This window comes from Ferrimonas sp. YFM (assembly GCF_030296015.1).
Lineage (GTDB): Bacteria > Pseudomonadota > Gammaproteobacteria > Enterobacterales > Shewanellaceae > Ferrimonas.
The window spans coordinates 2,703,880-2,730,871 of the sequence record NZ_AP027368.1 but is presented as its reverse complement, the minus strand read 5'-3'; the positions used below and the strand labels follow the sequence as shown (position 1 = coordinate 2,730,871).

Annotated in this window: 26 protein-coding genes and 2 tRNA genes; 9 read left to right on the top strand and 19 right to left on the bottom strand. The window is 53.9% G+C overall.

Features of this window, described 5'->3' with window-relative positions; all coding sequences use genetic code 11:
* Positions 1-41 precede the first annotated feature (41 nt).
* Positions 42-896 carry a MurR/RpiR family transcriptional regulator gene (locus tag QUE41_RS12765; protein ID WP_028110629.1) on the bottom strand — a complete coding sequence of 285 codons (855 nt, stop codon included), beginning with the start codon at positions 894-896 and terminating at the stop codon, positions 42-44.
* A 267-nt stretch (positions 897-1,163) separates the two neighbouring features.
* Here QUE41_RS12765 and zwf point away from each other — a divergent pair, with 267 nt between their 5' ends.
* The 5 genes from zwf to QUE41_RS12740 all read left to right on the top strand — a co-directional run bounded on the left by zwf (position 1,164) and on the right by QUE41_RS12740 (position 6,949).
* A complete protein-coding gene (zwf, locus tag QUE41_RS12760; protein ID WP_286339407.1) occupies positions 1,164-2,642 on the top strand; it encodes a glucose-6-phosphate dehydrogenase in 1,479 nt (492 codons plus the stop codon).
* A gap of 10 nt (positions 2,643-2,652) precedes the next feature.
* Positions 2,653-3,354: a 6-phosphogluconolactonase gene (gene pgl / locus QUE41_RS12755; protein ID WP_286339406.1), complete on the top strand. Its 702-nt coding sequence runs from the start codon at positions 2,653-2,655 to the stop codon at positions 3,352-3,354.
* A complete protein-coding gene (edd, locus tag QUE41_RS12750; protein WP_286339405.1) occupies positions 3,354-5,168 on the top strand; it encodes a phosphogluconate dehydratase in 1,815 nt (604 codons plus the stop codon). The genes pgl and edd overlap by 1 nt, the downstream gene beginning before the upstream one ends.
* An 8-nt stretch (positions 5,169-5,176) precedes the next feature.
* Entirely contained in the window at positions 5,177-5,821 is a 645-nt protein-coding gene (locus QUE41_RS12745; RefSeq protein ID WP_028110633.1) for a bifunctional 4-hydroxy-2-oxoglutarate aldolase/2-dehydro-3-deoxy-phosphogluconate aldolase, read from the top strand.
* 258 nt (positions 5,822-6,079) lie between these two features.
* Positions 6,080-6,949: a LysR family transcriptional regulator gene (locus QUE41_RS12740; RefSeq protein WP_286339404.1), complete on the top strand. Its 870-nt coding sequence runs from the start codon at positions 6,080-6,082 to the stop codon at positions 6,947-6,949.
* Positions 6,950-6,954: 5 nt separating this feature from the next.
* On the opposite strand, the gene QUE41_RS12735 is transcribed toward QUE41_RS12740, so the two are convergent.
* From QUE41_RS12735 to QUE41_RS12725, 3 genes are all read right to left on the bottom strand, one after another.
* The gene (locus QUE41_RS12735; protein WP_286339403.1) at positions 6,955-7,533 is read right to left on the bottom strand and encodes a TetR/AcrR family transcriptional regulator; all 579 of its coding nucleotides are present in this window, start codon (positions 7,531-7,533) and stop codon (positions 6,955-6,957) included.
* Positions 7,534-7,807: 274 nt separating this feature from the next.
* Positions 7,808-8,407 carry a glutathione S-transferase gene (locus tag QUE41_RS12730; protein ID WP_286339402.1) on the bottom strand — a complete coding sequence of 200 codons (600 nt, stop codon included), beginning with the start codon at positions 8,405-8,407 and terminating at the stop codon, positions 7,808-7,810.
* 16 nt (positions 8,408-8,423) lie between these two features.
* Entirely contained in the window at positions 8,424-9,608 is a 1,185-nt protein-coding gene (locus tag QUE41_RS12725; protein ID WP_286339401.1) for a YbfB/YjiJ family MFS transporter, read from the bottom strand.
* A gap of 239 nt (positions 9,609-9,847) precedes the next feature.
* On the opposite strand from QUE41_RS12725, the gene QUE41_RS12720 reads away from it, so the two are divergent.
* A complete protein-coding gene (locus tag QUE41_RS12720; protein ID WP_286339400.1) occupies positions 9,848-10,375 on the top strand; it encodes an HPP family protein in 528 nt (175 codons plus the stop codon).
* A 77-nt stretch (positions 10,376-10,452) separates the two neighbouring features.
* On the opposite strand, the gene QUE41_RS12715 is transcribed toward QUE41_RS12720, so the two are convergent.
* On the bottom strand, positions 10,453-11,013 hold the full coding sequence (locus QUE41_RS12715; protein WP_286339399.1) for a DUF7010 family protein: 561 nt from the start codon (positions 11,011-11,013) through the stop codon (positions 10,453-10,455).
* A 1,202-nt stretch (positions 11,014-12,215) separates the two neighbouring features.
* Here QUE41_RS12715 and QUE41_RS12710 point away from each other — a divergent pair.
* Positions 12,216-12,440, top strand: a complete 225-nt coding sequence (locus tag QUE41_RS12710; RefSeq protein WP_286339398.1) for a hypothetical protein — start codon at positions 12,216-12,218, stop codon at positions 12,438-12,440.
* Positions 12,441-12,813: 373 nt separating this feature from the next.
* Here the strand turns inward: QUE41_RS12710 and QUE41_RS12705 are convergent, their stop codons facing one another.
* The 7 genes from QUE41_RS12705 to QUE41_RS12675 form a co-directional block, all read right to left on the bottom strand.
* Positions 12,814-13,404, bottom strand: a complete 591-nt coding sequence (locus QUE41_RS12705; protein ID WP_286339397.1) for a hypothetical protein — start codon at positions 13,402-13,404, stop codon at positions 12,814-12,816.
* Positions 13,405-13,517: 113 nt separating this feature from the next.
* Positions 13,518-13,769 (bottom strand): hypothetical protein, encoded by a 252-nt coding sequence (locus tag QUE41_RS12700; protein WP_286339396.1) that lies wholly within the window; start codon positions 13,767-13,769, stop codon positions 13,518-13,520.
* Positions 13,770-13,861: 92 nt separating this feature from the next.
* Positions 13,862-14,887 carry a major capsid protein gene (locus tag QUE41_RS12695; protein WP_286339395.1) on the bottom strand — a complete coding sequence of 342 codons (1,026 nt, stop codon included), beginning with the start codon at positions 14,885-14,887 and terminating at the stop codon, positions 13,862-13,864.
* A gap of 200 nt (positions 14,888-15,087) precedes the next feature.
* On the bottom strand, positions 15,088-15,834 hold the full coding sequence (locus tag QUE41_RS12690; RefSeq protein WP_286339394.1) for a hypothetical protein: 747 nt from the start codon (positions 15,832-15,834) through the stop codon (positions 15,088-15,090).
* A 458-nt stretch (positions 15,835-16,292) separates the two neighbouring features.
* On the bottom strand, positions 16,293-16,958 hold the full coding sequence (locus tag QUE41_RS12685; protein ID WP_286339393.1) for a hypothetical protein: 666 nt from the start codon (positions 16,956-16,958) through the stop codon (positions 16,293-16,295).
* A gap of 84 nt (positions 16,959-17,042) precedes the next feature.
* A complete protein-coding gene (locus tag QUE41_RS12680; RefSeq protein ID WP_286342943.1) occupies positions 17,043-17,336 on the bottom strand; it encodes a KilA-N domain-containing protein in 294 nt (97 codons plus the stop codon).
* Positions 17,337-17,386: 50 nt separating this feature from the next.
* Positions 17,387-18,091, bottom strand: coding sequence for a KilA-N domain-containing protein (locus QUE41_RS12675; protein ID WP_286339392.1), 705 nt, complete (start codon positions 18,089-18,091; stop codon positions 17,387-17,389).
* A gap of 575 nt (positions 18,092-18,666) precedes the next feature.
* Here QUE41_RS12675 and QUE41_RS12670 point away from each other — a divergent pair.
* Entirely contained in the window at positions 18,667-19,647 is a 981-nt protein-coding gene (locus QUE41_RS12670; protein WP_286339391.1) for a hypothetical protein, read from the top strand.
* Between the two features lie 203 nt (positions 19,648-19,850).
* Here the strand turns inward: QUE41_RS12670 and QUE41_RS12665 are convergent.
* From QUE41_RS12665 to QUE41_RS12645, 5 genes are all read right to left on the bottom strand, one after another.
* Positions 19,851-19,927 (bottom strand) — tRNA-Pro (locus tag QUE41_RS12665).
* Between the two features lie 101 nt (positions 19,928-20,028).
* A tRNA-Asn gene (locus tag QUE41_RS12660) sits at positions 20,029-20,104 on the bottom strand.
* Between the two features lie 785 nt (positions 20,105-20,889).
* On the bottom strand, positions 20,890-21,468 hold the full coding sequence (locus QUE41_RS12655) for a recombinase family protein (RefSeq protein WP_286339390.1): 579 nt from the start codon (positions 21,466-21,468) through the stop codon (positions 20,890-20,892).
* Between the two features lie 185 nt (positions 21,469-21,653).
* Positions 21,654-22,010 carry a hypothetical protein gene (locus QUE41_RS12650; protein ID WP_286339389.1) on the bottom strand — a complete coding sequence of 119 codons (357 nt, stop codon included), beginning with the start codon at positions 22,008-22,010 and terminating at the stop codon, positions 21,654-21,656.
* A 15-nt stretch (positions 22,011-22,025) separates the two neighbouring features.
* Positions 22,026-22,625, bottom strand: coding sequence for an antirestriction protein ArdA (locus tag QUE41_RS12645; protein WP_286339388.1), 600 nt, complete (start codon positions 22,623-22,625; stop codon positions 22,026-22,028).
* Positions 22,626-23,216: 591 nt separating this feature from the next.
* Here QUE41_RS12645 and QUE41_RS12640 point away from each other — a divergent pair.
* Positions 23,217-24,170, top strand: a complete 954-nt coding sequence (locus QUE41_RS12640) for an SH3 domain-containing protein (protein WP_286339387.1) — start codon at positions 23,217-23,219, stop codon at positions 24,168-24,170.
* A gap of 90 nt (positions 24,171-24,260) precedes the next feature.
* Here the strand turns inward: QUE41_RS12640 and QUE41_RS12635 are convergent, their stop codons facing one another.
* The gene (locus QUE41_RS12635) at positions 24,261-25,934 is read right to left on the bottom strand and encodes a recombinase family protein (protein WP_286339386.1); all 1,674 of its coding nucleotides are present in this window, start codon (positions 25,932-25,934) and stop codon (positions 24,261-24,263) included.
* 40 nt (positions 25,935-25,974) lie between these two features.
* Complete coding sequence (gene gap / locus QUE41_RS12630; protein ID WP_286339385.1) at positions 25,975-26,985, bottom strand: type I glyceraldehyde-3-phosphate dehydrogenase; 1,011 nt, start codon at positions 26,983-26,985, stop codon at positions 25,975-25,977.
* Positions 26,986-26,992 lie beyond the last annotated feature (7 nt).

The following is a 26,992-nucleotide window of genomic DNA, read 5'->3' as shown; positions in this document are numbered from 1 at the left end:
CCGCTGAGTGGGATTCACAGCGGCATTTGGGGGAGAGGGGATTACAAATTCGACGGTTTTTCGAAACGGGATTCGCGTATCGCTTCTTTGACGCGCTTCAAATTCTCGCGGAAGCGGGGGCCACGGCGTAGGGTGAAACCGGTGGCTAAAACATCAATCACCGTCAGGTGAGCCAGGCGGGAGGCCATGGGGATAAACATGTCGGTATCCTCAGGCACCTCTACGCTGACGGCCAGGGTGCTCTCACGGGCCAGGGGGCTGTCCTTGGCGGTAATGGAGATCACCTGGGCGTTGCTCTCGCGGGCCAGGCGCGCCACCTCCACCAGGGCCTTGGTGCGGCCGGTATGGGAGAACAGCACCAGCACGGAGCCGGCACTGGCGTTGATGCAGCTCATGCGCATCATCAGCACGTCGTCGAAGCAGCTCACCGGCACATTGAACCGGAAGAACTTGTTCTGGGCGTCATGGGCCACGGAGGAGGAGGCCCCCAGGCCGAAGAAGGAGATGTGCTGAGCCTGAGTAAGGATGTCCACCGCCCGGTTGATCGCCATGGGATCAATGGATTGGCGGGCAACATCCAGGGCCGCCATGGAAGATTCAAAGATCTTGTTGGTGTAAGAGTCTGGGCCGTCATCCTCGTCCACATGACGGGAAACGTATGGGGTGCCGTTGGCCAGGCTCTGTGCCAAATGTAACTTGAAGTCCGGGAATCCCTTGGTGTCGAGTCGGCGGCAGAAACGGTTCACCGTAGGTTCACTTACGTCTGCCATCTTAGCCAAAGTGGCTATGCTGGCGTGTATAGCGGTTTGGGGTGAGGTTAAGATGACTTCCGCTACCTTTCGCTCGGACTTACTGAAGTTACTGAGATTCGTCTGTATTTTTTCTAGTGTATTCATAAGAATAATCGCCCAGTTAACCGAGAGTACAACTGCGGCTCTTTGCCTGAACACGCCTATAATTGCCAATAAAGCACTGTATACTGAGGCGTTGCTCTCAGGTTATGAGATGCAGTTAGGATAAGTTTACAAACAGTGTTGTAATTTATCTAGCTTTTGAGTGACCGCTAAGGTTGCGTCAGCGAAAAAAATTCTCTTTAATGTAGTTAATTTACGAAAATGTGACGCCACGGACGTGGCAACATCCTTCTATATAGGAGTTGGATAGTGACTCACTTTACCGGCTCGGTAGCCAAGCCCTGCGATTTCGTGCTCTTCGGCACCGTTGGCGATTTGGCGCGCCGCAAACTGATCCCTTCCCTGTACCAGCTGGACAAGGCTGGCCTGCTGCACAGCGGCACCCGGATCTTTGGTGTGGCCCGTCGCGAGATGACCCAGGACGATTATCAGCAGGTGATTCGCACCTCCCTCAGCGAGTTCCTGAAAGAGGAGGTGGAAACCGATACGCTGGAGCGGCTGCTGGCCCGCTGTACCTACGTCGCCATGGATTTCACTCAGCCCGATGGCTATGAGCAGTTTCACGCCCTGCTGAAGACTCAGCCGGACAATGTGATGGTGAACTACTTCGCCACCCCACCTTCTATCTACGGCGCCATCTGTCGCTGTCTGAACTCCGCCGGTCTGATTGAGCCGGCCACCCGAGTGGTGCTGGAGAAGCCCATTGGTCACGATCTGGAATCTTCCATGGTGATCAACAACCAGGTGGCCGAGTTCTTCCAGGAGAACCAGATCTACCGTATCGACCATTACCTGGGTAAGGAGACGGTACAGAACTTGGTGGCCCTGCGCTTCGCCAACTCCCTGTTTGCCTCCAAGTGGGACAACCGCACCATCGACCATGTGCAGATCACCGTGGCCGAAGAGGTGGGCATCGAAGGCCGCTGGGACTACTTCGACAAAGCGGGCCAGATGCGCGACATGATCCAGAACCACCTGCTGCAGGTACTGTCGCTGGTGGCCATGGATCCGCCGGTGAACCTGGATGCGGACTCCATTCGTGACGAGAAGGTCAAGGTACTCAAATCCCTGCGTCCCATCGACAGCAATAACGTATTCGAGAAGACGGTTCGGGGTCAGTACTCCGCCGGTTTCCTCAAAGGCAGCCCGGTTCCAGGGTATCTGGAGGAGGAGGGGGCCAACCTGGACTCCGACACAGAAACCTTCGCCGCCCTGCGTGTCGACATCGACAACTGGCGCTGGTCCGGCGTGCCGTTTTACCTGCGTACCGGCAAGCGGATGCCCTACAAGTGCTCCGAGATTGTGGTGAACTTCAAGAATCCGCCACACAACCTGTACCGGGACAGCTACCGCCAGTTGCCACCCAACAAGCTGACCATCCGTCTGCAGCCCCACGAAGGGGTCGAGATCCAGATGATGAACAAGGTGCCGGGCCTGGATGAGACCCAGCGTCTGCAGACCACCAAGCTGGACCTCTCTTTCTCTGACACCTTCAAGAATGAGCGGGTGGCCGACGCCTACGAGCGTCTGTTGCTGGAGTGCATGCTGGGTAACCAGTCGCTGTTTGTGCGTCGTGATGAAGTCGAGCAGGCCTGGAAGTGGTGTGATTCCATCCTGGCTGCCTGGGCGGACTCCCACGAGCCACCCAAGGCGTACCCTGCGGGCACCTGGGGCCCTGTGGCCTCGGTGGCCCTGATTACCCGCGACGGCCGCTCCTGGGATGAGTAGGAAAGATCAGATGATTACTTTGCCCGTATACAAAGAGTTTGATACCGCACAGGGTCTGGCCGAGATCCTTGCGGTGAAAATTGCTTCCCGGCTTCAGGATGCCATCGACGCCAGAGGCAGTGCCTCGCTGGTGGTTTCCGGAGGCAGCACGCCTTTGAAGCTGTTTGCCCAGCTGTCCCGACAGCTGATCGATTGGCAGGATGTGTTCATTACCCTGGCCGACGAGCGCTGGGTGGCGCCGGAGCATGCGGACTCCAACGAGCGGTTGGTGCGCGAGCACCTGCTGGTGCGACGGGCTGCCAAGGCCAAGTTCCGCAGCCTGAAAAACATCTACTCCGTGGTGGACGAGGGGGTAGGGATGACCGAAGAGGTGCTCTCCAACCTGCCGCGTCCCTTTGACGTAGTGGTGCTGGGAATGGGCAACGACGGCCATACCGCTTCACTGTTCCCTTGCTCCGAGCAGCTGGAACAGGGACTGACCACAGAGCGCACCTGCCTGGCGGTTCATCCGACCACTGCTCCCCATGGGCGCCTGTCGCTCTCCCTGAAGGCGCTGCTGGACAGCAGACAGATCTACCTGCATCTGCATGGTGAGCCCAAGCGCGAGGTGCTGCAGCAGGTTCTCAAGTCCATAGATGCGAATGAGATGCCGATCCGGGCGGTGCTCAATCAGCGACAGACCCCGGTGGACGTATATTGGAGTCAAGCCTAATGACACATGAAACCCTAGTGGCGGTAACCGAACGCATCATTCAGCGCAGCCGGGCCCGTCGTCAGGCTTACCTGGCACGGATGGCCAAACTTGAGGAGCAGGGGGTGAACCGAGAGGCACTTTCCTGTTCTAACCTGGCCCACGGTTTCGCCAGTTGTGGCAAGCAGGATAAAGATGACCTGCGCCACTTCAACAAGGCCAACATCGGCATCGTCACCGCCTACAACGACATGTTGTCGGCGCACCAGCCCTATGGTGTCTACCCGGACATCATCAAGGAGGCCTGCCGCGAAGTGGGCTCCGTGGCCCAGGTGGCCGGCGGTGTGCCCGCCATGTGTGACGGGGTGACTCAGGGGCAGCCCGGCATGGAGCTGAGCCTGATGTCTCGTGACGTGATTGCCATGGCCACCTCAGTCGGCCTGACTCACGCCATGTTTGATGGTGCGCTGATGCTGGGGATCTGCGATAAGATTGTTCCCGGACTGCTGATGGGCGCCATGAGCTTTGGCCATCTGCCGACCCTGTTCGTGCCGGCTGGCCCTATGCCTTCCGGTCTGCCCAATAAGGAGAAGGCCAAGGTTCGTCAGGAGTACGCCGAGGGTAAGGTGAGCGATGAGGATCTGCTGAAAGCGGAATCCGCCTCCTACCACAGCCCGGGCACCTGTACCTTCTACGGTACTGCCAACTCCAACCAGCTGGTGCTTGAGGCCATGGGCCTGCAACTGCCGGGTTCCTCTTTCGTCAACCCCACCAGCCCGCTGCGCCATGAGCTGACCAAGCTGGCCAGCCAGCAGGTGTGCCGCATGTCTCAGAAGGGTGACGGCTTTACCCCTCTGTATAAGATGGTGGATGAGAAGAGTGTGGTGAACGGCATCGTCGGTCTGCTGGCTACCGGTGGCTCCACCAACCTGACCATGCACATCGTTGCTGCAGCCCGGGCCGCCGGCATCATCGTCGACTGGCAGGACTTTGCCGAGCTGTCCGCAGTAACGCCTCTGCTGGCTCGGGTATACCCCAACGGTCAGGCAGACATCAACCACTTCCATCAGGCGGGCGGTATGGCCTTCTTGATTCGGGAACTGCGCCGAGGTGGCTTGCTTCATGAAGATGTCACCACCGCCGCAGGTCAGGGCCTGGAGCGTTACACCCAGAAGCCTGAGCTGGTGGATGGCAAGGTGGTGTGGAACGACATCCCCGAAGCCAGTGGCGATGATGAGGTGCTGCGACCCATCGACAACCCCTTCCTGCCCAACGGTGGCATGAACCTGGTGAAGGGCAACCTGGGCCGTGCGGTGATCAAAACCTCGGCGGTTGCGGACGAACACCAGGTGGTGGAAGCCCCTGCCATGGTGTTTGAGTCTCAGGCGGCGCTCACCGAGGCGTTCAAGAGCGGCAAGATGAACAAAGACCTGATCGCGGTGGTCCGCTATCAGGGACCTCAGGCCAATGGTATGCCTGAGCTGCACAAACTGCTGCCTCCTCTGGGGGTGTTGCAGGACAAAGGATTTAAGGTGGCACTGGTGACCGACGGTCGCATGTCCGGTGCTTCTGGTAAGGTGCCCGCGGCGATCCACATCAGCCCGGAAGCCCTGGACGGAGGCCTGTTGGCCAAGGTCCGGGACGGCGATCTGGTGCGATTGGATGCCAAGCGTGGCGTAGTTGAATTGTTGGTTGACGAAACTGAGCTGGATGCCCGTGAAGTTACTCCCGTCGACCTGCGGGACAACGATGAAGGCTTTGGCCGTGAACTGTTCCGCAATATGCGTAAGCTGCTCTCCAGTCCGGAAACTGGGGCTTCGGCGCTGTTAGATTAAGCGAGGAAATGATGGAAAATTGGAGCATCCAGCCTGAACAGGTGTTTGAGATCAGCCCAGTGGTGCCTGTGATGGTGATTGAACACCTGGACCAGGCGGTTCCACTGGCCAGGGCCCTGGTGGCCGGTGGCATTCGTATCCTTGAAGTGACCCTGCGTACCGAGTGTGCCCTGGAAGCGATCAAGCTGATCCGTGAAGAGGTGCCTGAGGCTCTGGTTGGGGCGGGCACCGTCCTAAACCCCGAACAGCTTCAGGCCGTTGCAGACGCAGGGGCGCAGTTCGCCATCAGCCCGGGTGTGACCACCGCGCTGTTGGAAGCGGGTGCTCACAGCACCATTCCGCTGATCCCCGGCGTGGCGTCTGTGTCTGATGCCATGAAGGCGATGGACTTCGGCTATACCTATCTGAAGTTTTTCCCGGCGGAGTCCAGTGGTGGCGCTAAGGCGATCAAGTCCATGGGCAGCCCTCTCTCAGGACTGGTGTTCTGCCCAACCGGTGGCATCGGCCTGGCCAACTGCAAAGACTACCTGTCTCTGGATAACGTAGCCTGTGTAGGTGGTTCCTGGGTCGCCCCCATGGACGCCGTCCGTGACGGTGACTGGCAACGCATCAGCGACCTCTCCTGTCAGGCTTTGGCCCACATCAACGGCTAACTGACGGCCCCAGAGGCGTTAACGATCAACAAAGGCCGCTCCCTTCGGGGAGCGGCCTTTTTGTTGCTGCAGAACCGCAAGGGGAGTGCAGGGCGTTAGTTGCCAGAAGAGGTGGTGAAAGTGACACCGAATGGAGTCAAGCCAGAGAGACCTTAAGTGAATGACTCAGGCGCGCCCACAGAAAACGGCTTTACGGTTTCAGTTGTGATATGAATGATCACAGGATATTGGCCTGGCGAAGATGGGCTGGGGTGAGAGATGAGATTCAAAGACCTGGAGATCTTTATTTCGGTCGCCAAACACAAGAGCTTTTCCAAGGCGGCGGAAGAGATGAACTGTGTCCAACCCAATGTGACGGCCAGGATTAAAAGTCTGGAGGAGTCACACGATTGTGTGTTGGTTCATCGGGGCGCAGGAAAGGTTGAGTTGACCTCTTCCGGAGAGCTGTTTCTTAAATACGCCGAGCAATTGGTCAATTTGCAGCGCGAGGCCAGCATCGCCATGGCTGAGATGCATGAGCCTGCCGGCAGGCTCGTGGTGGGCTCCATGGAGTCCACTGCGGCGGTGCGGCTTCCACAAGTACTGTCTGAGTACCATGCCAGATTCCCTGCCGTTGAATTGGTGCTGAAAACTGGTCCTTCTGACAAGACCATGGAGCGTCTGGCGGAGTTTGAGGTGGACATGGCTCTGGTCTCCGGAGTGGTGGATGGTAAGCGCTGGACGGTAGACAGCGCCTATCAGGAGGAACTGGCCATTGTTGCTCCAAGATCCGTCTCTGATATCGACCAGCTGGATGAGATCACCGTCCTGGTGTTTAAGAACGGCTGTTCATACCGTGCTCAGCTTGAGAATTGGCTTCGGCAAACCGGGAGAAACCCTTATCGGGTGTTGGAATTTGGCTCCTTGGAAGGAATTTTGGGGTGTGTGGGGGCGGGCATGGGCATCACCTTCCTTCCTGTATCCCTTATTGAGCAGGCGGGTCATCAGGAGCGTTTTTCGGTCATTCGTCTTCCTGCTGAGTTTGCCAATATGACCACCTGGCTGGTTCGCCGCAAAGAGGAGCGCTACAGCAAGGCGCTGACAGAACTGAGAGAGCTCATCATAGGCCAGCCGTCTGTGCCGGTTTGAGTTGTCTAGCAACGGTAAGCGACCATCAATTGCCTGGCTGTTTGGCCAGCCTTAAGGGCTGCCTGCTTGTCTCCGGCAATATGAGCCTGGCTGATTGCTCCCTCTTTCAGTAAACACAAGGCGTTCGTCAGTTGCTGTGCCTGCGCGCTGTCCAGTTGCAAGGGTTGGACGATGTCGGCAATCATCTGCTCAATCTTGCGTTTGTGCAGGGCGCATTGCTGGTGGATGGGGTCGTCCGGTTGCCCATACTCTCCCCCCACATTGATGAAGAAACAGCCCTGGAAGGGCAGGAGCTTTCCTGTTCGGTTGTTAAACCAGTCATCGATGGCGGCAAACAGGGCCTCCACTTTTGCCCGCCCATCTTCCGCCCCATTCAGCCGGTGTTTAAGCCAGTCTCTGAAGTGTTTGTCCCGATACTGAACCGCGGCCAGTATCAGTGCTTCTTTGCTTGGGAAATGGTTGTACAGCGTCTTCTTGGCGACTCCAGAGGCCGATAGGATTTCATTGATGCCCACGGCATGAACCCCTTTTTGGTAGAAAAGCTCAAAGGCCGTTTTGATCAAGTGCTCTTTTTTGGCAGACATGAGTCCGTTCCTGCAGATTCAACCAGACAATATTGTCATGTGGAGACAAATCAGTCTACCTTCAGTCGCCAGTTAGGCTGAGTCGTATCTTTGCCCCTGGGAACTGTGTGCAGCCAAACCTAACGGTTCGGATAACCTATCTGGCAGAGCAGTTAAGTTGCCAACACTCCATGGAAGAAACAGCACCGTTGATCCTACTCATAGTGGGAGAGAGCAGGGCCGTGATTGCATGCAAACAGGCAGTACTCTCTCATTGTGTCGATTCGGGTCTCAGTCAGTATCCGCCCCGGGTTGTCTGGAAGCTGGGGCGTGAGAGCAGGGTTTTCTGCCAGAGACACAGCCTGGGGTAGAGGGTATCAAGATCGATCTCGTTCAGGCGAAAGCGGATGTAGTCGATGGCGACGGCGATGGCGAGCTCTCCCATTTTTGCCCTTCCTGGCTGAAGCAGTTGTTCTGCATTGATCTCCAATTGGTGCAGGGTCCTTTGCAGGGCGGTAATCCGCCTCTTATCCAGGAAGGTGTCTTTGGCGTTTGGATGATCGAACCGCCGGGAAGACACCAGGGCAAACGCGGTATCAATCAGGCCCAGTCCATGCCCAATCAAGTGGTATGCCTGCGCCTTGCTGGGGATCAATTCATTGTTTGGTACACAGTCATTCAGGTAATGGACGATCAGCAGGGTTTCAAATATGGGTGTTCCCTCTTGGGTGATCAGGGTCGGCACCTTGCCAATGGGATTGAAGCTGAGCAGCTTAGGTTCGTTTTCCCAGGGGTCACTCCATACCAATTGAATGTGGCTTTCTATCCCCTTTTCAATGGCGATGATGCGCACCAGGCGTGCGTAGGGCGAGGTGGTATTGAGGAACAACTTCATAGTCAGGATCCCTTTGTTATTTGGAGACATAGCGGATGCGGATGGGGGAATTTTGCTGGCTGGATATTGCCGCCGCGGCGCTTACGCAGAGCAGACCTGCACCAATCAGAAACAGAGAGGTGTAGCTGCCTTGAACCTGGTAGAGTTGCGACAAGAGGTAACCTGCGGTCGCCTGTGTAAGGGCAAAACTGAGTGTGGCCCTGCGCCAGAATTTTGGATACTGAGAGGCGTCTACCACCTCAGAGAGCCGAGCAGCGGTCAATCCGGTAATGCAGGGAATCATCGCACCCACCAGAGTGGAGGAGAGGCCCCGGGCCACAGGGGCTTCGGCCAACAAGGCAAGGAGCACCGCCAGCGACTTAACTACAAAGGCGAGGCTCAGGCTGTTGCCGCAGCCGAATCGTTGGGAACCCAGGTAGGCCAGTAAGCTGCCCAACATGGCACCGACGCCGAACAAAAACCATTGTCCCGAAGCGATAAAAATACCCAGTTCCTTCTCTCTGCTGAGGTAGTCCACCCAGAACAGGGTGTGGGGCACAAACCCTGCGGCGGCGAGACTGTAGGCGAGGATGATTAAGCTCACGCGTTTAGGGTCATGGGCGACGGGCGAATGTGCACAGTTGTGTGGAGACTCTTTACCCCTGAGCGCCGACAGGCAGTATGACGCCAGAGAGCCTGTGACCAGAGTCAATACTGCCAGCATCAGCCAGATGCTGGTCAGCCCAAAGGAGAGGAAACTCGGCAGGATGATGCCGGACAGGGCGGCCCCTAAACCAATTCCGGAGAACATCAGAGTGCCTAACTTCGGGCGGGATGCCTTGCTCGTAACAGCTAGGGCCATCGCCGGGCCCAATATCATCAGAACGGCCCCCGATGCGCCCGAGATGAACCGCCACAAAGCAAACCAGTAGAAGGGACCCGGCAGGGCGCACAGAAGGAAGCTTAAGGTGATCAGCAGATAGCTGACGGGCAGAGCGTGACGGGGCGCTAAGGTTCTAAAAATCCACGAGCACAACACTGCCCCGGCCAGATACCCCGCCAGATTGATTGCGCCCAACAAAGTGGCGCTGTCCGCAGAAAACCAGAGCTGCTCGATGAGTTCTGGCTGAATGGATGAGAACGCCAGGCGACTCAGACCTATGCCGGCAAAGGTTGAACAGATGCCTAACCATAATGGGGTGAGCTCTTTGCGTTTGAGCATCGAATCGGATCTCCGTTTAATTTCCCATCTTTGTGTTGTCGGAGGCCAGTCAGGCCAGAGGGGATTGTCCGATGAAAGTTGCCATCAAATAAAATAGTTATTAAATGCTTTAGTTATCACATTTTGTGATGGTGGTGATTTCCACTGTGCGGGAGCCTCAATGGCTTGACCAAGTGGAGACAGAGTGGTCTACTTTTGTTTGGTAGACAATTCTGTCTACTCTTGTGATGGAGGTAAAGATGATCCCAGCATTTCGTCAGATCAACAGTTGGAGGGTTCTTAAGGGGCAAGGAGCACAGCTTCCGACACCCTACAAGGCAGAGGAGGTGTTATTGGCAGGCCTGGGGGGCGCCATGACCATAGCTTTGATTGCGGGATTGTCCGAGCAGATTGACCTCCTGTTGGTTATGGGTTCCTTCGGTGCATCCTGTGTGCTGGTCTTTGGCTTTCCCTCTGCGCCGTTCTCTCAGCCCAGAAATGTGGTGATAGGGCACATGCTGGCCACCTCGGTGGGGCTGCTTGCCTTATGGCTGTGGGGGCCAGTCTGGTGGTCGGTCGCGATTGCGGTCGGGGTGGCCATCTCATTGATGATGCTGACCCGGTCGGTTCATCCCCCGGCAGGTTCCAATCCGGTGATCATCTTTCTGAGTCAGCCCGGCTGGGACTTTCTTGTTACGCCAACTCTGGTTGGGGCGCTGATGGTGGTGTTCGCCGGTTTGGCGTTTAATGCCGGTGTGCGAAAACTCCCTTACCCTGCCTATTGGTAGAGGCCCGTAGCTTAAAAGAGGACGAAAACTGCCCAGGTGTTCCCTTCAGCGATAAGCCTTTTGGCAGGCTGTCAGTTTCAGGAAACATCCGAAGCCGGATCCGCCTCGGACTGTAGCCAAGAGGCACGCAGGAACCAGATGCCAAGGACAACCTCGATGATGCCACCTGTCAGTGCTGCCCTGACCGGTTCGGTGGGCAGGAAGACCAGGGCGGCTCCGGACAGTGCCAGCAGAGCGCCTAGCAGCCAGTATTGCTTCAGTCCATACAGAGTCTGGAACATCAGGTAGCGACAACCGATGGTGATAAGCATGACAGGAAAGAACAGGTGCGGGTTGAGTTGGCTGACACCAAAGGCGATGACCAGACCGCCGAAGAGTAGGACGGTGGTCTCCAGTGCCAAGGGGCCTAAGGGGTTATCTTTATGGTGAGCTCCGGAGCGGCCCAGTGCCTTACAGACCACCAGGCTCAGAGGGAAGATGGCCATGCCTCCAAAAAAGAGGGTGAAGATGCCGGCCACTGTGCCCAGTTGCAGGCAGGCCGCAGCGGCACTCAGCCACACGACCCCGGAGACGGTTACCCCGGGCCAGCCATTCAAATAGGCGTCTCTCATTCCTTTCTGAGCGTTTTCAACGTTCATCCCTGCACCATGAAAATTCAGTTGGACCCGTAGCGGGCTAAGACTGATTCAACCTAATCAACAAATGAATAAAGATCAATCAGCTGACTCATAGGTGGGCTAATGCAACGGGCCTGAAGGGTTGTGATGGCTGTGGTTGACGTCGATGGATGCCTTGAACTTCAGGCAAAAGAAAAGGCCCGCCGGAGCGGACCTTTTACTGCACACACAACTTAAAGCGGATAAACGTCTTACTTGGCGGGCATCGCGACGGGCTCCCGGGGACAACGGCGTTGTCCGCATAGGGTTGGCGCCCACTCGTTGTCGTACCAGGCCATTACTTTCACCAGGCGACCGTTCACTCGGGTTTGAGTGGCGTCGAAGGTGGAGGTGGTTGTGGGTCTGGCGGCTGTGGTTGACGTCGATGGACCTGCTGAGCTTATGGCAAAAGAAAAGGCCCGCCGGAGCGGACCTTTTACTGCACACACAACTTAAAGCGGAGGCGGGCATCGCGACGGGCTCCCGGGGACAACAGCGTTGTCCAACATACGGTTGGAGAAGCCCCACTCGTTGTCGTACCAAGCCATTACTTTCACCAGGCGACCGTTCACTCGGGTTTGAGTGGCGTCGAAGGTGGAGGTGGTTGTGGGTCTGGCGGCTGTGGTTGACGTCGATGGATGCTTCGAGCTTCAGGCAAAAGAAAAGGCCCGCCGAAGCGGACCTTTTACTGCACACACAACTTATAGCGGATAAACGTCTTACTTGGCGTTCATCAGGACAACCATGTCACACATGGTTATCCTACAGTTACCACCCATGCAATTGGTTGGTGGACAAAAGCCCAATTTCCAAGAGGTTACAGGCAGTGACTAACATTGAACCTCTATAATACCAAAGGCTACCGAACAATCGAGCATGCTTTGTTGAGAGCGGTCTCTGAGCCGGACTTCCCCGATGGGGAATAAACAGTGGTTACTTGATGGTACTGGCGAACCACACGCCAGCTCTACATGCGTTTTGCCAGCGTTCCCCATGGGTACATAGGTCACTGATAAGGTCTCGACAAGGTGAGCTACAGATGAAGTCGCTACGCTCCTGCCTGAGCCGTACATCAAGTACAGGCTCAAGGGAACCTATTGCCTCAATCGCTGAGAGCCCAAGAAATGAACTATAGTTAGGCTCATAGGGAATAAGACATGGCGTTTGATTAAAAGGACAGTGCTTTGGGTAATCTATTTTCATTTTTATACAGTGCGATGTTGGTTGCTCTATACGTACTGTTCCCGGCAGGTTGGCTTTTCTGGCTTTGGGTCGCAATTAAGGCTGGTGGCTTCTTCATGTTTTTCGTTGCCCTTTTTCCTATTACAGCTCCCTTTGCGGCCTTGATAGGTGCTTGGTCTTTGCTCTTCGGGATGCCCACTTGGGCAGTAGATTGGTTTATCACATAACTACAAGGAGTGATGTGTTATGTTTTGGAGATTTATCGATCGGTGGTTGGATAAAGATACTGACAGTCTTAGGTTTAGGCTTCGAGCAAGTGATGGACGCTATGCTCGATTTCAAGTCAAGCTACATACATTGAATGATTACTTTCGTACTCGCGACAGCGAAGAGCAAGGGTTGACAAATTTTGAAACCCATAAGACGGAGTTAATCAACACTGCCGTTGGGTTGGCAAGTAACTCAGATTTTGATGACAACGAGCTGTTTATCATCGAACACAGGCACTTGTTCGACTCTAGGTGCTCTATGCCTAAGGTTTAAGTTGCTGCTGTTGCCCGCAAGTGTTCTGTCGCAATCTCCTACTGAGCTAGGGGAAACTCAAAACGAAGACACTGGGCGGTGTCTCTTGGCGTTAGCCTTTAAGACATCAACAAACTGCCTAGTGGTCTTCGTTAACTGTAACGCCTGAGCCTTAACATCCAGAGCCTTCTTTTGTCCGAAGTCTTCCGCTAGAGATGGAATAAGCGCTTTCATCGAACGCCTGTAGTCGACGTAGGCTTGCATGACGTTGTCGTCTGCAATGTGATTTTCGGTAAGTAGGTCGGCTATAGCCTGAAGCCTCTCAGTAACCATCCCATCGAGTTCATCCACTCGTTGATGGAGCGCATCTGTATTGCCGTTGTAGTATGCCCCGCCAACCCTCCCGAGGTGCCATGATGCTTCATTGAGGAGTTGATCCGCTTGCAGCATAGAGCGCACCGCAGCTCTCTGTGCATTAGCTAAAGCCCTGCGTTTGTCTTTCCTCTCTTGAAACCATAGAAGCGCCAGCGGTACTACGAGCGCAGCGGCCGCAGTAATTGCTTGAACAACATCCCTTGGCCCCCACTCGGTAGCCTGAGCTAATACCTGCTGCTGCTTGAGAATCTGCTCACCAATCTGGGTGAGCCTCAGTGCTATTTGGTCGTTCATGCTTCCTCTGCCTGTTCACTATCGAGAGGCACATGATACCAAAGCCAACATAACCAACTGAACTGTTTGAAGAAGCTAACAGGGAGCTACCCCTAGCTCCCTTTCAGTCTCACCTAAAGCCCACCCAGAACAACCTCCTGCTCTGAGTGATACCGCTCCTGTGAAACCTGCGGCTCCCCGCTGTAACTGATGGCCACAGCAGACACTCCCAGCACCGCCTGTACGGCCTGTGTCGGGTTGGCTAGGCCACTGGCCTTCATGTACGCCTCGACTTCCTCAGCGTTGATACAGTGGCCGTCTACGTGTATCTGAGATCCTCGGCTCACCAGTAGCTCACCTGAGGCATTCATTTCGTATCTGAGCATTAGCTCGGTCTCCTATTCGTTTCTATGTCTAATTGGAAAAGCCAACAGGGCCAAGGGATTGCTCCCTGTAGCCCTGCTGCTTACTGGTGGTTTTATGCCGCCCGGAGGATGGCACAGGCGCACTGGTGGCGCAGGATGTTATGACCTACGGCCATCTTGGCCATGATGGTGTGGCCCAGTCGCAAGGGTTCATCCTCGTGGACGATAGCGATGTCTTTCAGCTTCACTGTGGCTACACAGTCCTTAGCGAACACAAGGCCCACAATTCGGCTGTAATCGCCCCGATAGGCAGCAGTACGGCCAGACTCAGAGGCCAATGGTTCAGGGTCGTTGATACCAGCAGACTCGTTGCTCTTGGGTAGGTTGTTGGACTCATAGATGGTGATACCTGCGATCTTCATAGAACCGGCTTCAGTACTTTGGGTGCTGTCAGTAAAGTCTCTGTTTATCCACGCCATGTTTCCGGCTTTCCCAGAGACATTCACTAGAGCCTCAAATTGCTCAGGGGCGAATACGGCCACAATCTCATGGGTCATGTTGGCTCTGCGAAAGCGGGTACGCACCTTGTAAAGGGCATCAACCAGAGAGTTACCATCCAGCTCCTTGCCAGCCCCCAGAGTGAAGGGAGCAACAAAGGTGTCATCAGGGAGCGTTACGGCACCAGCGGTATCAGCCTCAGCTCGGTTACCAACTAGGCCAACCTTCGCGACCATGCGGAAGATGTTGCGGTCTACCAGCTCTGCCAGTGCATCAGAGCACTCCTTGGTGTACTGAGAGCGCACCTCATAGTGATTCATTGCCTCATCAATCTCAGAGATGAATACAGGGGAGATGGCAAAATCATCGATGGTCACGGTGATTTCGGTTTGGGGGATCTTGTCTCCCTGCACCAATTGACCTGGCTTGTGGTACTTGGCTCCCGTGCGGCCAATCAGAGGGAAGGTGGCAGCTCTGCCTTCAGTGATGTTCCGTACACGGGTTAACTGAAGGCCCAAGCAGTTGGGTCTGAATTGGGTCAGCACCTCGCCAGCAAACTTCTTGAGGAAGAGGGCACGAGGACTGCCAACGTTTTGGTTTTGGCCCAGCCGGGTAACCGTCTGGTCTAGGGGGAATGTCATTAGGTGGGATGCTCCATGGAAGGCGCACACACAGACGCACTCAGCCACGCTCTGAGTAGGTCTGTTGGGGATTTAGGGGGAAGGACAGGGAATTGCTCTCTGTCATCGTGGAGCCACGGGTAAGCGTTCTGTGTGCGGTGCTTACCTGCGGCCAGCGAGGAGGTTCCTCAGGATGGGAGGGGGGAGTATAGAAAGGTGGTTTAGCTATCCTTCAGCAGGGTCTGAAGGTACTGCTTGAGGCTCTCATGCTCTGCCTTGATGGCCTCGTAGCGCATGGCCTCAGACCTCAGGTTTGAGATGCGGCTCTGATAGCTCTCACGCTGCTCACGGATGCGCTGCTGCTTGTCAGCTTTGAGCTGCTCTACTGCTTGCTCACGGTGACGATTCAAGGTCTCCTGCTGCGTCTTAGCGATGCGCTTATCAGAGTCCATAGAGACACGCTTGATGGCATCGGCCATCTGCTCCTCTAAGCGTTCAATCTCAGAAAGGTCTGGGGCCTCCATACGGGCCAACAGTTCTTCACGTTGGGCCAACTCTTTGAATACCATGATGCGGGGCATCTGGGGCTGGGGGTACTTAGGACAAGCCGCGACCTCTTTCAGGTCATCGCCAGTAATCTGCTCCCACGCCTCTTTCAACCACTTCTGCCATTGGCGGTCTGAGTGGTTCAGCAACTTGATTGCCTCGCCATTGATGCGCTGCTGTAGTTCATCGCAGAAGGTCTTCCAGAGGCGCTTAAGCTCTGCCTGTCGCTCCTTCTCTGCCTGAGCTTCTAGGTACTCGGCGGTGTTGGTCTTGAAGATTTTAGTTATGTTGCGCCGGGCAAAGTCTCTGCGCTGTTCATGGCTGAGGTTTGGACTATCAAAGCGGGAGGCCATCAGCTCTACAAGCGCAGCCTCAATGCCTGCTTGCCAGTCTTTCAGTTCTTGGTTCATTTGGTCTTTCATGGTGTGTTTCCTGTGGTTAGTGGTTGGATTGGTGGGGTTAGTAGAGCCTCTTGCGCCACTTGCTCTTAGCGAACCAGCGGCGTCTAGAGGTTTGAGAAATTCGGTTCTTCATGGGTGTTCATTCGGTAGACGGTTGGAGGGCTATCAGGCCCGAAAGGGTGACCTAGCCAACAGATCAAAATTCCTACAGTTAGGAGCATCACAAATCCTCTGGCCGTTGCGCTAAGGTGCGCGACCAATCAATCGGCAGAGAGGATTTGCAGTGGATCAAACAGTGCTAGTAGAAGACTTCGTGTTACCTGAGATTGAGCGCCATGAGCTACTCAATTGGGACGCAGTGCCCAAGGTGAAGCGGTGGGTTACCAGCGGAAGACGGAGGGCGAGACTAGCAGCCCTGAGGGGGCAGCCTGTGATAGACCTCCATTGTGGCTGTTGGATTGGGGAGTTCTAAGGGCTGGCTACTCTTCCAGCTTACCCAGCATGTCTTTGCACATCACAATGTTTTGCTCGTATCCGTAATACTTGGATAGATCGAAAGTTTCGCTGGAGCAAGACCTCCGATAGGCAAATTCCGTTGCTTCCATAAGGTCGTTGGCATCAGACCAAAAGTTCCAACGAGGGGGCGACTCTTCCGCTGCAAGTTGCTTGTCGATGCTAAGAAGAAAATGTCGAATTGCCTTGCTGTCTTTAGCCATGGCTTTGACCAAAACTTTCAGATACTCCATGTCGTTACCGTTGTTCATGCGGTAGAGCTCAACAACACGTTGAGTGTGCTTGTGAACGACAGAGGAAGCTGCTCTGTCTGCGTTATCCAATTCACGGTCTGCAAGGTCTCGGAAGGCTTGGGCAACGATGGCGTAGAACTCCGCATCACACCACATGGCGTAGGCGTAAAGGGCACCAAGAGTTCCAGTTAATTGACTTGGCTCTACTGGGCTGGGCATGATTTGAGATTCCTGAATCAGCGAAACTCCCTTAGGGCAATCAGTACTGAATTCACTAGGGCTTTTGGCGGAGTCTCCACCCATCCAAGTCAGCCAAATTTGTGTCAAGTCAAACATGCCTTGTGCGTTAGAGGAGATCTCGGAAGTTACGTTGTTGAAAGTCAAAGTTACGGTTTTCATGGGGTTTCCTTTTGGATAGCTACTTGTGCCCTGAGTTGGGCGATTGGATGAAGAAATAGGTTTGGTTTGAGTTGAAGGTGGGGGCTAAAGGAATGCCTTGACCACCGCTCGGTAGAACTTGGTGTCGCACCACATGGCGTAGGCGTACAGGGCATCCTCGGAGGCCCAAGTGTGGTGAACCTGTAGCGCCCCGTTGGTGGTTGTCCCAGCGCGCAATTCTGCGCTCTCGGCAAAATCGGTGCGAACACGGTGTCGCCACTGGTGCGGGAGCTTGGTCTTAGGGAGACCGAAGGCCCGATGCACATCGTTCAGGTCAAACATGCCGCCCTCATTGGCAACGATGGCGGCGGTCTTGTTATTAAAGGTGCGCCTATAAATTCAGCAACCTGCATTTACGCAGTTTGTTCACAAGCTGGACGCTGCTCAACTTATGCAGCCAGCAGACCTTTGATTCCCTGATAGTCCATGCCAGCTTGAAGCAGTGCCTCAATCTTGGCCTCGGCATTACCTAGCTCCATGAGCTTGGCCCAGTCATCGTTAGCTGCGTAGTACTCGCGAGGAGTGAGACCTCCATGGCGTTGCCTGAAGGCGGCAACAGTACCAAACCCGGTAACCGCTTTGGCCGCTAGGTTGCGCACATGCACAAAGCCATGGGAGGCGCTCAGTTGCTCATTATCTTGAGCCTTGCTGATGGCATCGCTAAAGCTCTTGCTGTCTACACGGAGCTTCTCACGCGCTTCTACAGTCATAGCTGATTGGGCTGTCTTCATGGCTCCAGCGGCATCGTTGTTAGCTAACTGCCGGAAGGCTTTTAGTACCTTGCGGTGGAACTGCTTGTCTGCCCACATGGCATACGAGATAAGAGCATCTTGGTCGGCAACATAGGTCTTGGTGCTTCTACTGCCGCCGTTATCTAAAGAGAGTAATTTTTGTTCAGACGCCAGTTTTGGCGTCTGGGCGTTTTTTGTGCACATCAGGTCACGCGCTACGGCTGTACGAACCCAGCGGTTAGGCCGCTTGGCCTCAATGCCAGAGAGCCAGTGGGAATGCACCTCGTTGAGGTCAAACATGCCGTGCTCGTTGGAGCTGATGGTTGCGGTGATTTCATTGAAGGTGAGAGTTACGTTAATCATTAGGTCTTTCCTATTCAGAAGCTCACCCAAAGACCCATCCATCAACCGCCCACTAACCTTTAAAAGACCAGCGGTTGACGGCAATGGATGAGCTTGTGAATGAGTAGTCAGTGTTGGAGGGAGTGAGCTGGGTTGCTCGGTGAGGGAGTGACAGACTTGGTTCTGTCTTAGGGGAGGGGTATCGATTAGAGGACTGTGGTTACTCGGCTGGTGCCTTGTTCTCCTTGGGCTGAGAGTTGCTCTCAGCGTCTGCAGGATCATCGTAGGTGAAGTAGACCTTGCCTCGGTCATCAACATAAAAGGTAAGCATCGGGTTTGTTCCAGGTGAAGGCTGATAGTCCTGCTGAAAGCAGGGCATCACGAGCAGGGGAGGGACGTTTGCTCGCTTACAGGCAAGGGGAATTAATTGTGTGACGGGCAGCTCTAGTTCTTCTGGTTACTTTTCGTCCATGCGTAGTGATCCTTAGGGGATCGTTTTGTTCTCTTCTATAAAACCTGCCCTTAGTATGCGATGATTCTCTGCGTGGTCACGGAATCATTATTTGGTTAACGACAATTTCAGAAGAGAGACCTTAGTGGACAACGACCTCAAATTTATTGGACTAGAAGAACACCGCCTGACTTTTAAACAGGCTAGCTACCTGTATCAGTTGCACTACATGTATAGCGATTTCGGAGAACCGGTTGCGGTAAACAAGTTGGCGCAAGAGGTAGGTCAAACTACCAGTAACTTGAACAGAGAACTGCGTAAGCAAGAGGCTAGGGGCTTTATTAAGCTGGTGCGGCACAATGGCGTAAATGCTGCGGTGCCCCTATACAGTTTCGATGATGGTGATGATGATTGCGATGACGAAGATAATCTCACGCTGGTTTTTGCTCCGTTCAACACAGCAGAGAAGAGAGAAAAGCTTGAGGACATTGAGTCTTACGATGAGGGCCAAGGGTTAACCGTGGCTGATGCGTATGCGACTTTAAGGTATGTCCTAGAAGAAGATGCCGACAGGAAGTACCAGCAGCACTCTCGCGGATACATTGATGAAGGTAAGGACTTTATTGCCTACGAGACCAAACGTATTCGTGAGCCTGTCATCCAGTCATTATTATGTGGGTTGCCTGAGTGGGATGCTCGTGAAGGCCATGATACGGCGACTGTCTCTGCTGTTTTGCGTATGGGGATGATTCATTTAGTCGATCAATTGTTCTACAGGTTAGCTAAGAGCAACGGTAGAACCTTCACTCCTGTCCTGACGAAGAAAGAGAAGCAAGTTAATGGACTGCACTCTAAATTCGAGGTGTTGTCTCTTAAGCCTAGAGTTCCCGACCTATGGAAGTTAAGGTCAGCTCAAGTGCGTCACTGCAAAGGGTTGAGTGCGTTTCGCTGGAAGTCGACTAAAGGGTTAACTTTGCAGATGAGCACCAGTTACTTTTTATGCGACATTGAGTCTGAGTACCAACAGAGAATCAAGCAATCAGAAACACCTGAGGAAGCCGAAGCTTTCTTCGAGAAGGCTAAGGGCATCATTGAGTCGACTGTAGAAAAGGAACGGGTTAACTAAGCTACTGCTAGCGACCCTCGCCAAGAGGGAGACCTCCCACCAGTGGGTCTGTATGAGGTCATCAGGTGGACTGTAAGTTACTGGAGGTTGATAGTCTCCCCTACAGCCACCCTACTCTATCAGGTGGGAGGTCTATTGGATGGAGCAGACGGACGGACTTACACCGACCCCTGAGTCCTCTAGGGCACTACGTCTGCATTGTTTGGTCTCTCTGGTAGGATTCGAACCTACGACTCCATGCTCCCAAAGCATGTGGACTACCTGACTGTCCTACAGAGAGAAAGAAAGAGGTGGCAGTTATCGCTACTGCCAGAGCATGGCCCTTAGTGGACTGGAGGTGGTGTAAGGTTAGCGACAATGTCGCCTTTCTTACAATGGACTTGGCGGTGCGCCTTGGGTTCGAACCAAGGACTCACAGGTTAACGGCCTGTCACTCTGCCAACTGAGTTAGCGCACCTTTAATGTTTGAGATAGATGTTGTTGAGGGCATAACCCTCTTGGTCGAGCTGCCTGTCCTCGTCTATGAAGACCTCTGCAGCTCTATCGTATGTCTGGATGGGGCAGATGGTCGTGGTGGTCACCCAACTGCTTTCTAGCAGTTCCCTGATGATGGACTCTGAGTTGAGCCTAGAGGCCCTCGCCTTAAGTGAGACCAAAGGTACACACTCAGTCTCTAGCCTTGCCTTCGGTGACTGTGAGTTGACCATAGGTTACTGATGGAGACCCTCGGCATAGGGGAAGTCAGAGGAGGGCTGAAGGTAGGCCTATACCATTCCCTTCATCATTGTCATGGTAAATGGCTCCATGGTGGGCTGAAGGTTTACCTATAGGTGTTACCTTTAGTTTCCCTTTCATTCCATTTCATTCCATGGGAAGGGTTTATCTTGACGGTTCATTTAGCGAACTATTTGATGGCGTTTTGATCACCTTGGACCGTGCCCTGTTGCCTTTCTGAAAGGGCCTTTCGTACTCGTAAAGTGGGCTGCTTAACCTTGGGAGGCAGTGGGAGTGCTGGAGGTGAACAAACAGGGTGGGACAGACAGAGAAGCCCAGGGTTTACTAGTGATCAATGCTTGAGCTATTGTTCAAAAAATAGGGAGCAACTCAGGTCACCATCAGTAACCGTCATCACTCCCTAGTTTCTTTCTTCGATAAAAACCCAAGAGCTACCCAAGGCATAAGAGAGGGTGACCTAAGGTAAGGCTCCCTGTTCTCTCTAAGGGAAGGCTTTAAACGAACAGCTCACTTCCAGTTCCGCTGGACTGTGCTTTTGCTGATGTCTAGCTCTTCCCAAACGGCTTTCTGCGTATACCCCTTAGCCTTCAGCTCCTGCACCTGCTCATAGGCCACAGACTTGGGGCGACCGAGGGCTTTGCCTTCAGCCTTAGCCCTAGCCAAGCCCTCTTGTGTGCGCTCCTTGATGCGTTGGCGCTCCATCTCAGCGACTGCGGCCATTACTGTTAGCTGAAGCTTCCCTGCTGCAGAGGTGAGGTCTATCTCTCCCAAGTCCAGAGACACCACCCGCACCCCTTTGTCCTTCAGCATTGTGACTGTGTTCAGGACATCTATAGTATCTCTGCCCAGTCGGTCTAACTTGAGGACTACGAGCGTGTCACCTGGCTCCAGCTTATGCTCTACCAGTTGACGAAACTGGGGACGCTCAAGGGCACAGACACCGCCGCTCACAGTCTCACTGATGACCCTATGGTCAGGCAGCTTGAACCCTCTGCTCTCTAGGGCGAGGCGTTGGTTCTCTACTGTCTGCTCCATGGTAGACACACGGAGATAGGAGTAGGTGCGTCCATCATTGACGTTGTTCATCTTTGTTGTTCCCCTGTGGCGAGATACCAGCCGACCCGCAAGGCTTGCTTAAAGGTCTGACATTGTACTGAGACACCCCGTACCGTTACAATTGCGAGGCCGTTTACTTGTTTGATAATCATGCTCGATTCTCCAATGAGTTACGGTAGGGCTGGGGCTAGTTGCAGCTAACCTCAGCCCACTCTTCAACCTGCTCTCAGAGATCCTCTAGTAGGCTCCTGAGGCCTTTCAGTTCCAACCATGGCCAAGGCCTCTAGGTTGCTGTTCGTGCCCTCACAGCGGCCCTGAGTGGCTCTCACTGCCTTGTCATCTGACCAAAGCCTGCGCCACTCCCAAGCCTGTAAGCTCATGGCTAGCCTGATGTGCTGGGCTGTGCCCTTGGCGCTCTTGGAGTAGAACAGGTGGCCTCCAATCAACTGGTTCCAGTAGTACTTGTGGTCAGGGCTGCGGGTAATCACCCAGACCTTCTCAGGATTCCAGAGGTCTTGAAGGCGTACCTCTGTGTAGCCGTTGGGCTTTTGCTGTTTGCTGATGAGTCTCATCGTTTGGTTCTCCTGTTAGTGATTGTGTTCGTTGATGATGGTTAGGTACTCGCCTTGGCCTAGGTACAGCTCTGTCCATTCACCATTGAGGACACAGTCACGGGCAAAGGCTTCGCAATCGAAGTACTGCAGGGCAACACCGTCTAGAGAGAAACAGAACTTGGCCCAGTCGTAGGCTGCGTCCTTGGTACTCCCGTGCTGCCACTGAACGTACTCAAGGCGCTCTAGTGCTTCTGGAAGGGACAACCCTTGGTTCTGGGCTAGGTGTTTAACAATGGCTTTCTCCTCGTCGCTGAGGGCTTCCCAGTCCTCAAGTTGCTCGAAGTAGACAGAGAGGCTCTGACCTGAGAGTGACCAAAGGTCTGCATCCCCATCAATGAACTCGACCTCATGCTCAAAGTCTCCGCTTGGGTCAACTGCCTGTGCTCGCTTGAGCTTGCTGCCGTAATCTTCCTGACCGTGGAAGTAAAAGCCCTGAAGGTTCCAAGAGTAAGGACAGGCGTAGAACTGATGCTCACTGTTAAACACTGTCTCCCGCTCTTGCTGCTGTTGGTCTTCGATGGTCTGCTCAATGGTCTGCACGTTGGCTGCGGTCTGTTGTGTTTGGTTCAGCATGGTGTGTTCCTAAGGTATTCATGGTTGTGTTCAAAAACGTGTATTCATAATTCATGTGGTGCCATAAGTCGTCAACCCCTAATTTGTGAATACCGAACTGACCGATCAAATACTGATCATCAAAAAGGGTGGTTTATGACTACGTATAAGGAAGGGAACCTGAGCTAAGGTCCGGACAAGTGGAGATTGTTTTGTGAGCAGCAAGGTTCTGAAGTGGAGGAGAGGACAGAACAGCTAGCAGCTCTCGACCGTCTGCCAGTAGAGCAGGGCCTTTGGTTCTCTTGGTGGGCATCCCCTGTGTATTTTCAGACGAACTATGAGCGCCTCGGGTCTGCTTAAGGTGAGGAGTTAACGTGCTGCTAGGAAATGGCCGGGCGTGGACCAGAGGCCCCCCACGGGGGGTGAAAGCCTTTCGTTGCCATTCGAGGGTGGGCTGACAAAATTTTTGGGAAAATCATCCGGTCAACTATGGGCCGTTAGCCTTGAAGCCATGCTAAGTGATTGACACTAATGGTTTTGTGCTGCCTAATTGTTCAATTGGTTTAGGAGAGGTTCATTATGACAGGGCGATTCCAAGGAATTGATCAGTGGTTGAAGACCGTTGATAAAACCGTGGGCACCAATAGTGACATTGGGCGAATGATTAGGCATGTGGAGTCAATGACTGCACCTGTAAATGGCTTATTGAAAAGTAGGGCATTTGCTCTTGCAGCAATGACAGCGGAAAGTGTTGCCCTTACAAAGGCTATGCAGCCTATCAATCAGCTAATTTCACCGACTCTACTAGCAGAAGTCCATAGAGCTGCTCGGAGCACAGAGTTTGCCTCCAGCATGTTTGGTAGAGGGGTGTCTATGGAGTGGTTCAAGCAAAACGAAGCACTCTACAAACACGCTGAAGCTGTCGCTGCAGTCATTGCACCGATTCCTGATGTTACCTTGGCACATGCTTTGTCGAACATAGGTATCCTTCATCAGCGGGGTTTGGTCTGGCCTCAGTCAGAAGTTATAGAGGAGGAGTTGGGGGGGATAACTGACCTTGACGAGGAGGAGGTAAATAGTTTCATTGACAGGTTGGCGGAGGTGCAGCCTGTTGAGCGACTCACAGATTTCTATAATCGAATCCCGGCCAGTGTGAAAGTTGTACTGTCGTTGCTTTGGGCTTACGTGATGAGTTTGGTCAGTTTTGGGAACCTGTGGGATTACGTCTCTCCAGCTCTCGAACTCTGCCTTGCCATTAGGGAAGACTCTACGAAATCCAGTAGGGAGAAGGTAAGGAGCATCAAGCGGCGACACCTTCAGGTTTCGATGCTGCTAGCTTCAGAGCTACGGTTTGTTACTGCAGATGATGTCCCGCTGTTTGATGAAATGTCTAGCCGCTCTGAACAAGTCCGCGAGTTAAAGACTGGAGTTGTAGTTGTGCTTCTTGAGAAACGGAGGAACTGGGCCAATGTGAAGGTTATGTATGAGGATGGGGAGTCGGAAGAAGGCTGGATGTTTTCGCGTTACCTTGAGAGGTTCAAAATAGATTCGAGTGAGGACTTTTAAGCGACTGTGTGATCACCGACGGTGGTAAGTGCCCATGCAACTACCTAGATTTCACGTAGCTGCACGGGTACTTGAGAGGAATACTGGGTTTTAAGGCGCTGTGTGCGAGGGTAGGTTGTCCCAGCTACTATCTGGGTCATCATCTGCTTGCTGAAGTGAAGCCTTGGTGTTGAAGGGGTAGCGAGAAGTGAACTGCTTCTCCTCTCCCAGGAACACATCAGCAGCGTACTTCTTGCCCTTCGCTTTCCCCGTAGATGATAGCTCTAAGCGCAGACCAAAGGGGGCAACATCAACCACTCCTGCCTCAGTATCTATGACCATGTTAAGGTCTAAGGCTCTTAGCCAAGCGTTGTACTTACGCCTGATGTTTACATCGTCTCCCGCCAGTACACTCTGAGTGGCATCAGCCAATTGTTCCAGCACACCCTTTTGGCTCTCAGGCTCCCGCATGGCATCTGAGAGATCATTACGGGATTGCTTCAGCTCTACTTCTATCTCTAGGCTACGGGCTTCCAGTTCCTCCATCTTCTTCTGTACTGCGGGACTGCTGTTTCCAGAGAGGATGAAGTTAAGGGCGTTCTCAATCTTGGATTGGTTCTCTACCTGTTCTGCTTCGAGCTGGCGCACTGCTTCTTTGATAACTGACACCCGGTCATCGTTACCTTTGGTTTGAACAGGCTGTGCCTTAGTGAGTGCAATGACCACTGCTTGCTCAATGAGGTGATAGGGGTGGGTCAGATGCTTGCAGCCTTGGCCTGTCTTAGCGTTGTAGCAGACGCAGTAGGGTCTACCTGAGGGCTTCTTGTTCACCTGCATGGTGGCACCACAAGAGCAGTGGAATACGCCTTGAAATAGGTTGGCGAAGTTGTTGCCTGACTTACCACCGCCGCCAAGCTTGCGCTTCCCTACGGCCTTTTGGGCCTCATGCCAGTCAGCATCAGAAACGATGCGAGGGAATAGATTAGGGATTGGGTCACCGTCGGGCTTGGCAGCTCCCTTGCCACCAATCACTCGGCGTGGCTGTAGCTCACCAATGGGGGCACGGCTGGTGATGATCTTCCTTACAGAGGCAACAGCCCAGCCCTGTGCTCGCCCAAAGGGTTTGATGCCCCGTTGGTTCAGGTCAGTGGCAATAGAATAGTACCCATGGCCTTCGATGCAGAGCTTGAAGATCTCTTTAACTACTGATGCCCGGTCTTCAATAACTTCATAGCTGTCTTCGGTTCGCTTAAGCCATGCTGGCGGTGTCCACTTAACTGGCTTGCCGCTCTCTTTTGCTTCTTGGCGCTGGCGTTCCCAGTTGGCTTTTGAACGCACAGACTTGGCTGCTGACTCTTCGTGGGCACGAGCCATTACTAGCAGCGACATCATGAGGTCAGGAAGGTCGTTAACTGAGTCAGCGGTGTATCGCTTGCCGTCCATGAGGGTGGCAATCTCGATTCCTGCATTGAGGAGGCTGAGGAACTGCTGGAGGGCGGTTGTGACTTTCTGGCGGGATAAACGGTCGAGGGACTCAACGAGAAGGACTGTGCCTTGCTCAATCTCACCTGCCTCGACCATTTTAACTAGTGCACCAAGCTCACCGTATTCAACGTGGTGACCATGGTAGCCACTTCTACCTTTATCTAGGTAAACGTCTATCAGCTCTAAGTCATGCTCTGCGGCATAGCTCTGTGCTGCTGTAGATTGGCGACGAAGACTGTCGCCGTGTATCTGTTCTTGCTTACTAAATCTCTGGTAGCTGATGGCTTTTTGGCGGCTCACTTAGAACTCCTGTTGTCCTCCGATCACCGCCATTGTACCATTAGGGGGTAACTGTGCACATAACCACGGCGTTGTCCAACATACGGTTGGAGAAGCCCCACTCGTTGTCGTACCAGGCCATTACTTTCACCAGGCGACCGTTCACTCGGGTTTGAGTGGCGTCGAAGGTGGAGGAGTAAGGGCTGTGGTTGAAGTCGATGGACACCAGAGGCTCGTGGTTTACAGCCAGAACTTCGCTCATGGCACCAGAGGCGCACGCCTTCTCGATGATGGCGTTCACTTCTTCGATGGTGGTGTCTCGGCTGGCCACGAAGGACAGGTCAACCAGAGAAACGTTCACGGTAGGTACACGAACCGCACCGCCGTCAAACTTACCAGCCAGCTCAGGCACAACCAGGCCCACAGCAGCAGCAGCGCCAGTCTTGGTTGGGATCATGTTGATCGCAGCAGCACGGGCACGACGCAGGTCGGAGTGGTAAACATCAGACAGACGCTGATCGTTGGTGTAGGCGTGAACAGTGGTCATCAGACCAGATTCGATGCCCAGCTCGTCGTTCAGCGGCTTGGCAAAAGGTGCCAGGCAGTTGGTGGTACAAGAAGCGTTGGAGATAACGGTCATGTCTGGGGTGATAACGTCGTGGTTAACACCGTAAACAACAGTGGCGTCTACTTCTTTACCTGGAGCGGAGATGATCACCTTCTTGGCGCCAGCTTCGATGTGCTTGGAGGCGGTCGCTTTGGTGGTGAAAATACCGGTGCACTCGAACACGACATCCACACCCAGGTCTGCCCAAGGCAGCTTGGAGGGATCGCGCTCGGAGAAAGTCAGAATCTTGTCACCGTTGATGGTGATGGCATCTTCGCTGTGCTCAACTTTAGCGTTGAAGCGACCGTGTACGGAGTCGTACTTGGTCAGGTGAGCGTTGATGGATGCGTCACCCAGGTCGTTAATGGCAACGATTTGGATGGGGTAGTCTTTTTCGCTTTCATACAGTGCACGGACGACATTGCGGCCGATACGGCCATATCCATTGATGGCAACTTTGATCATAGCGATA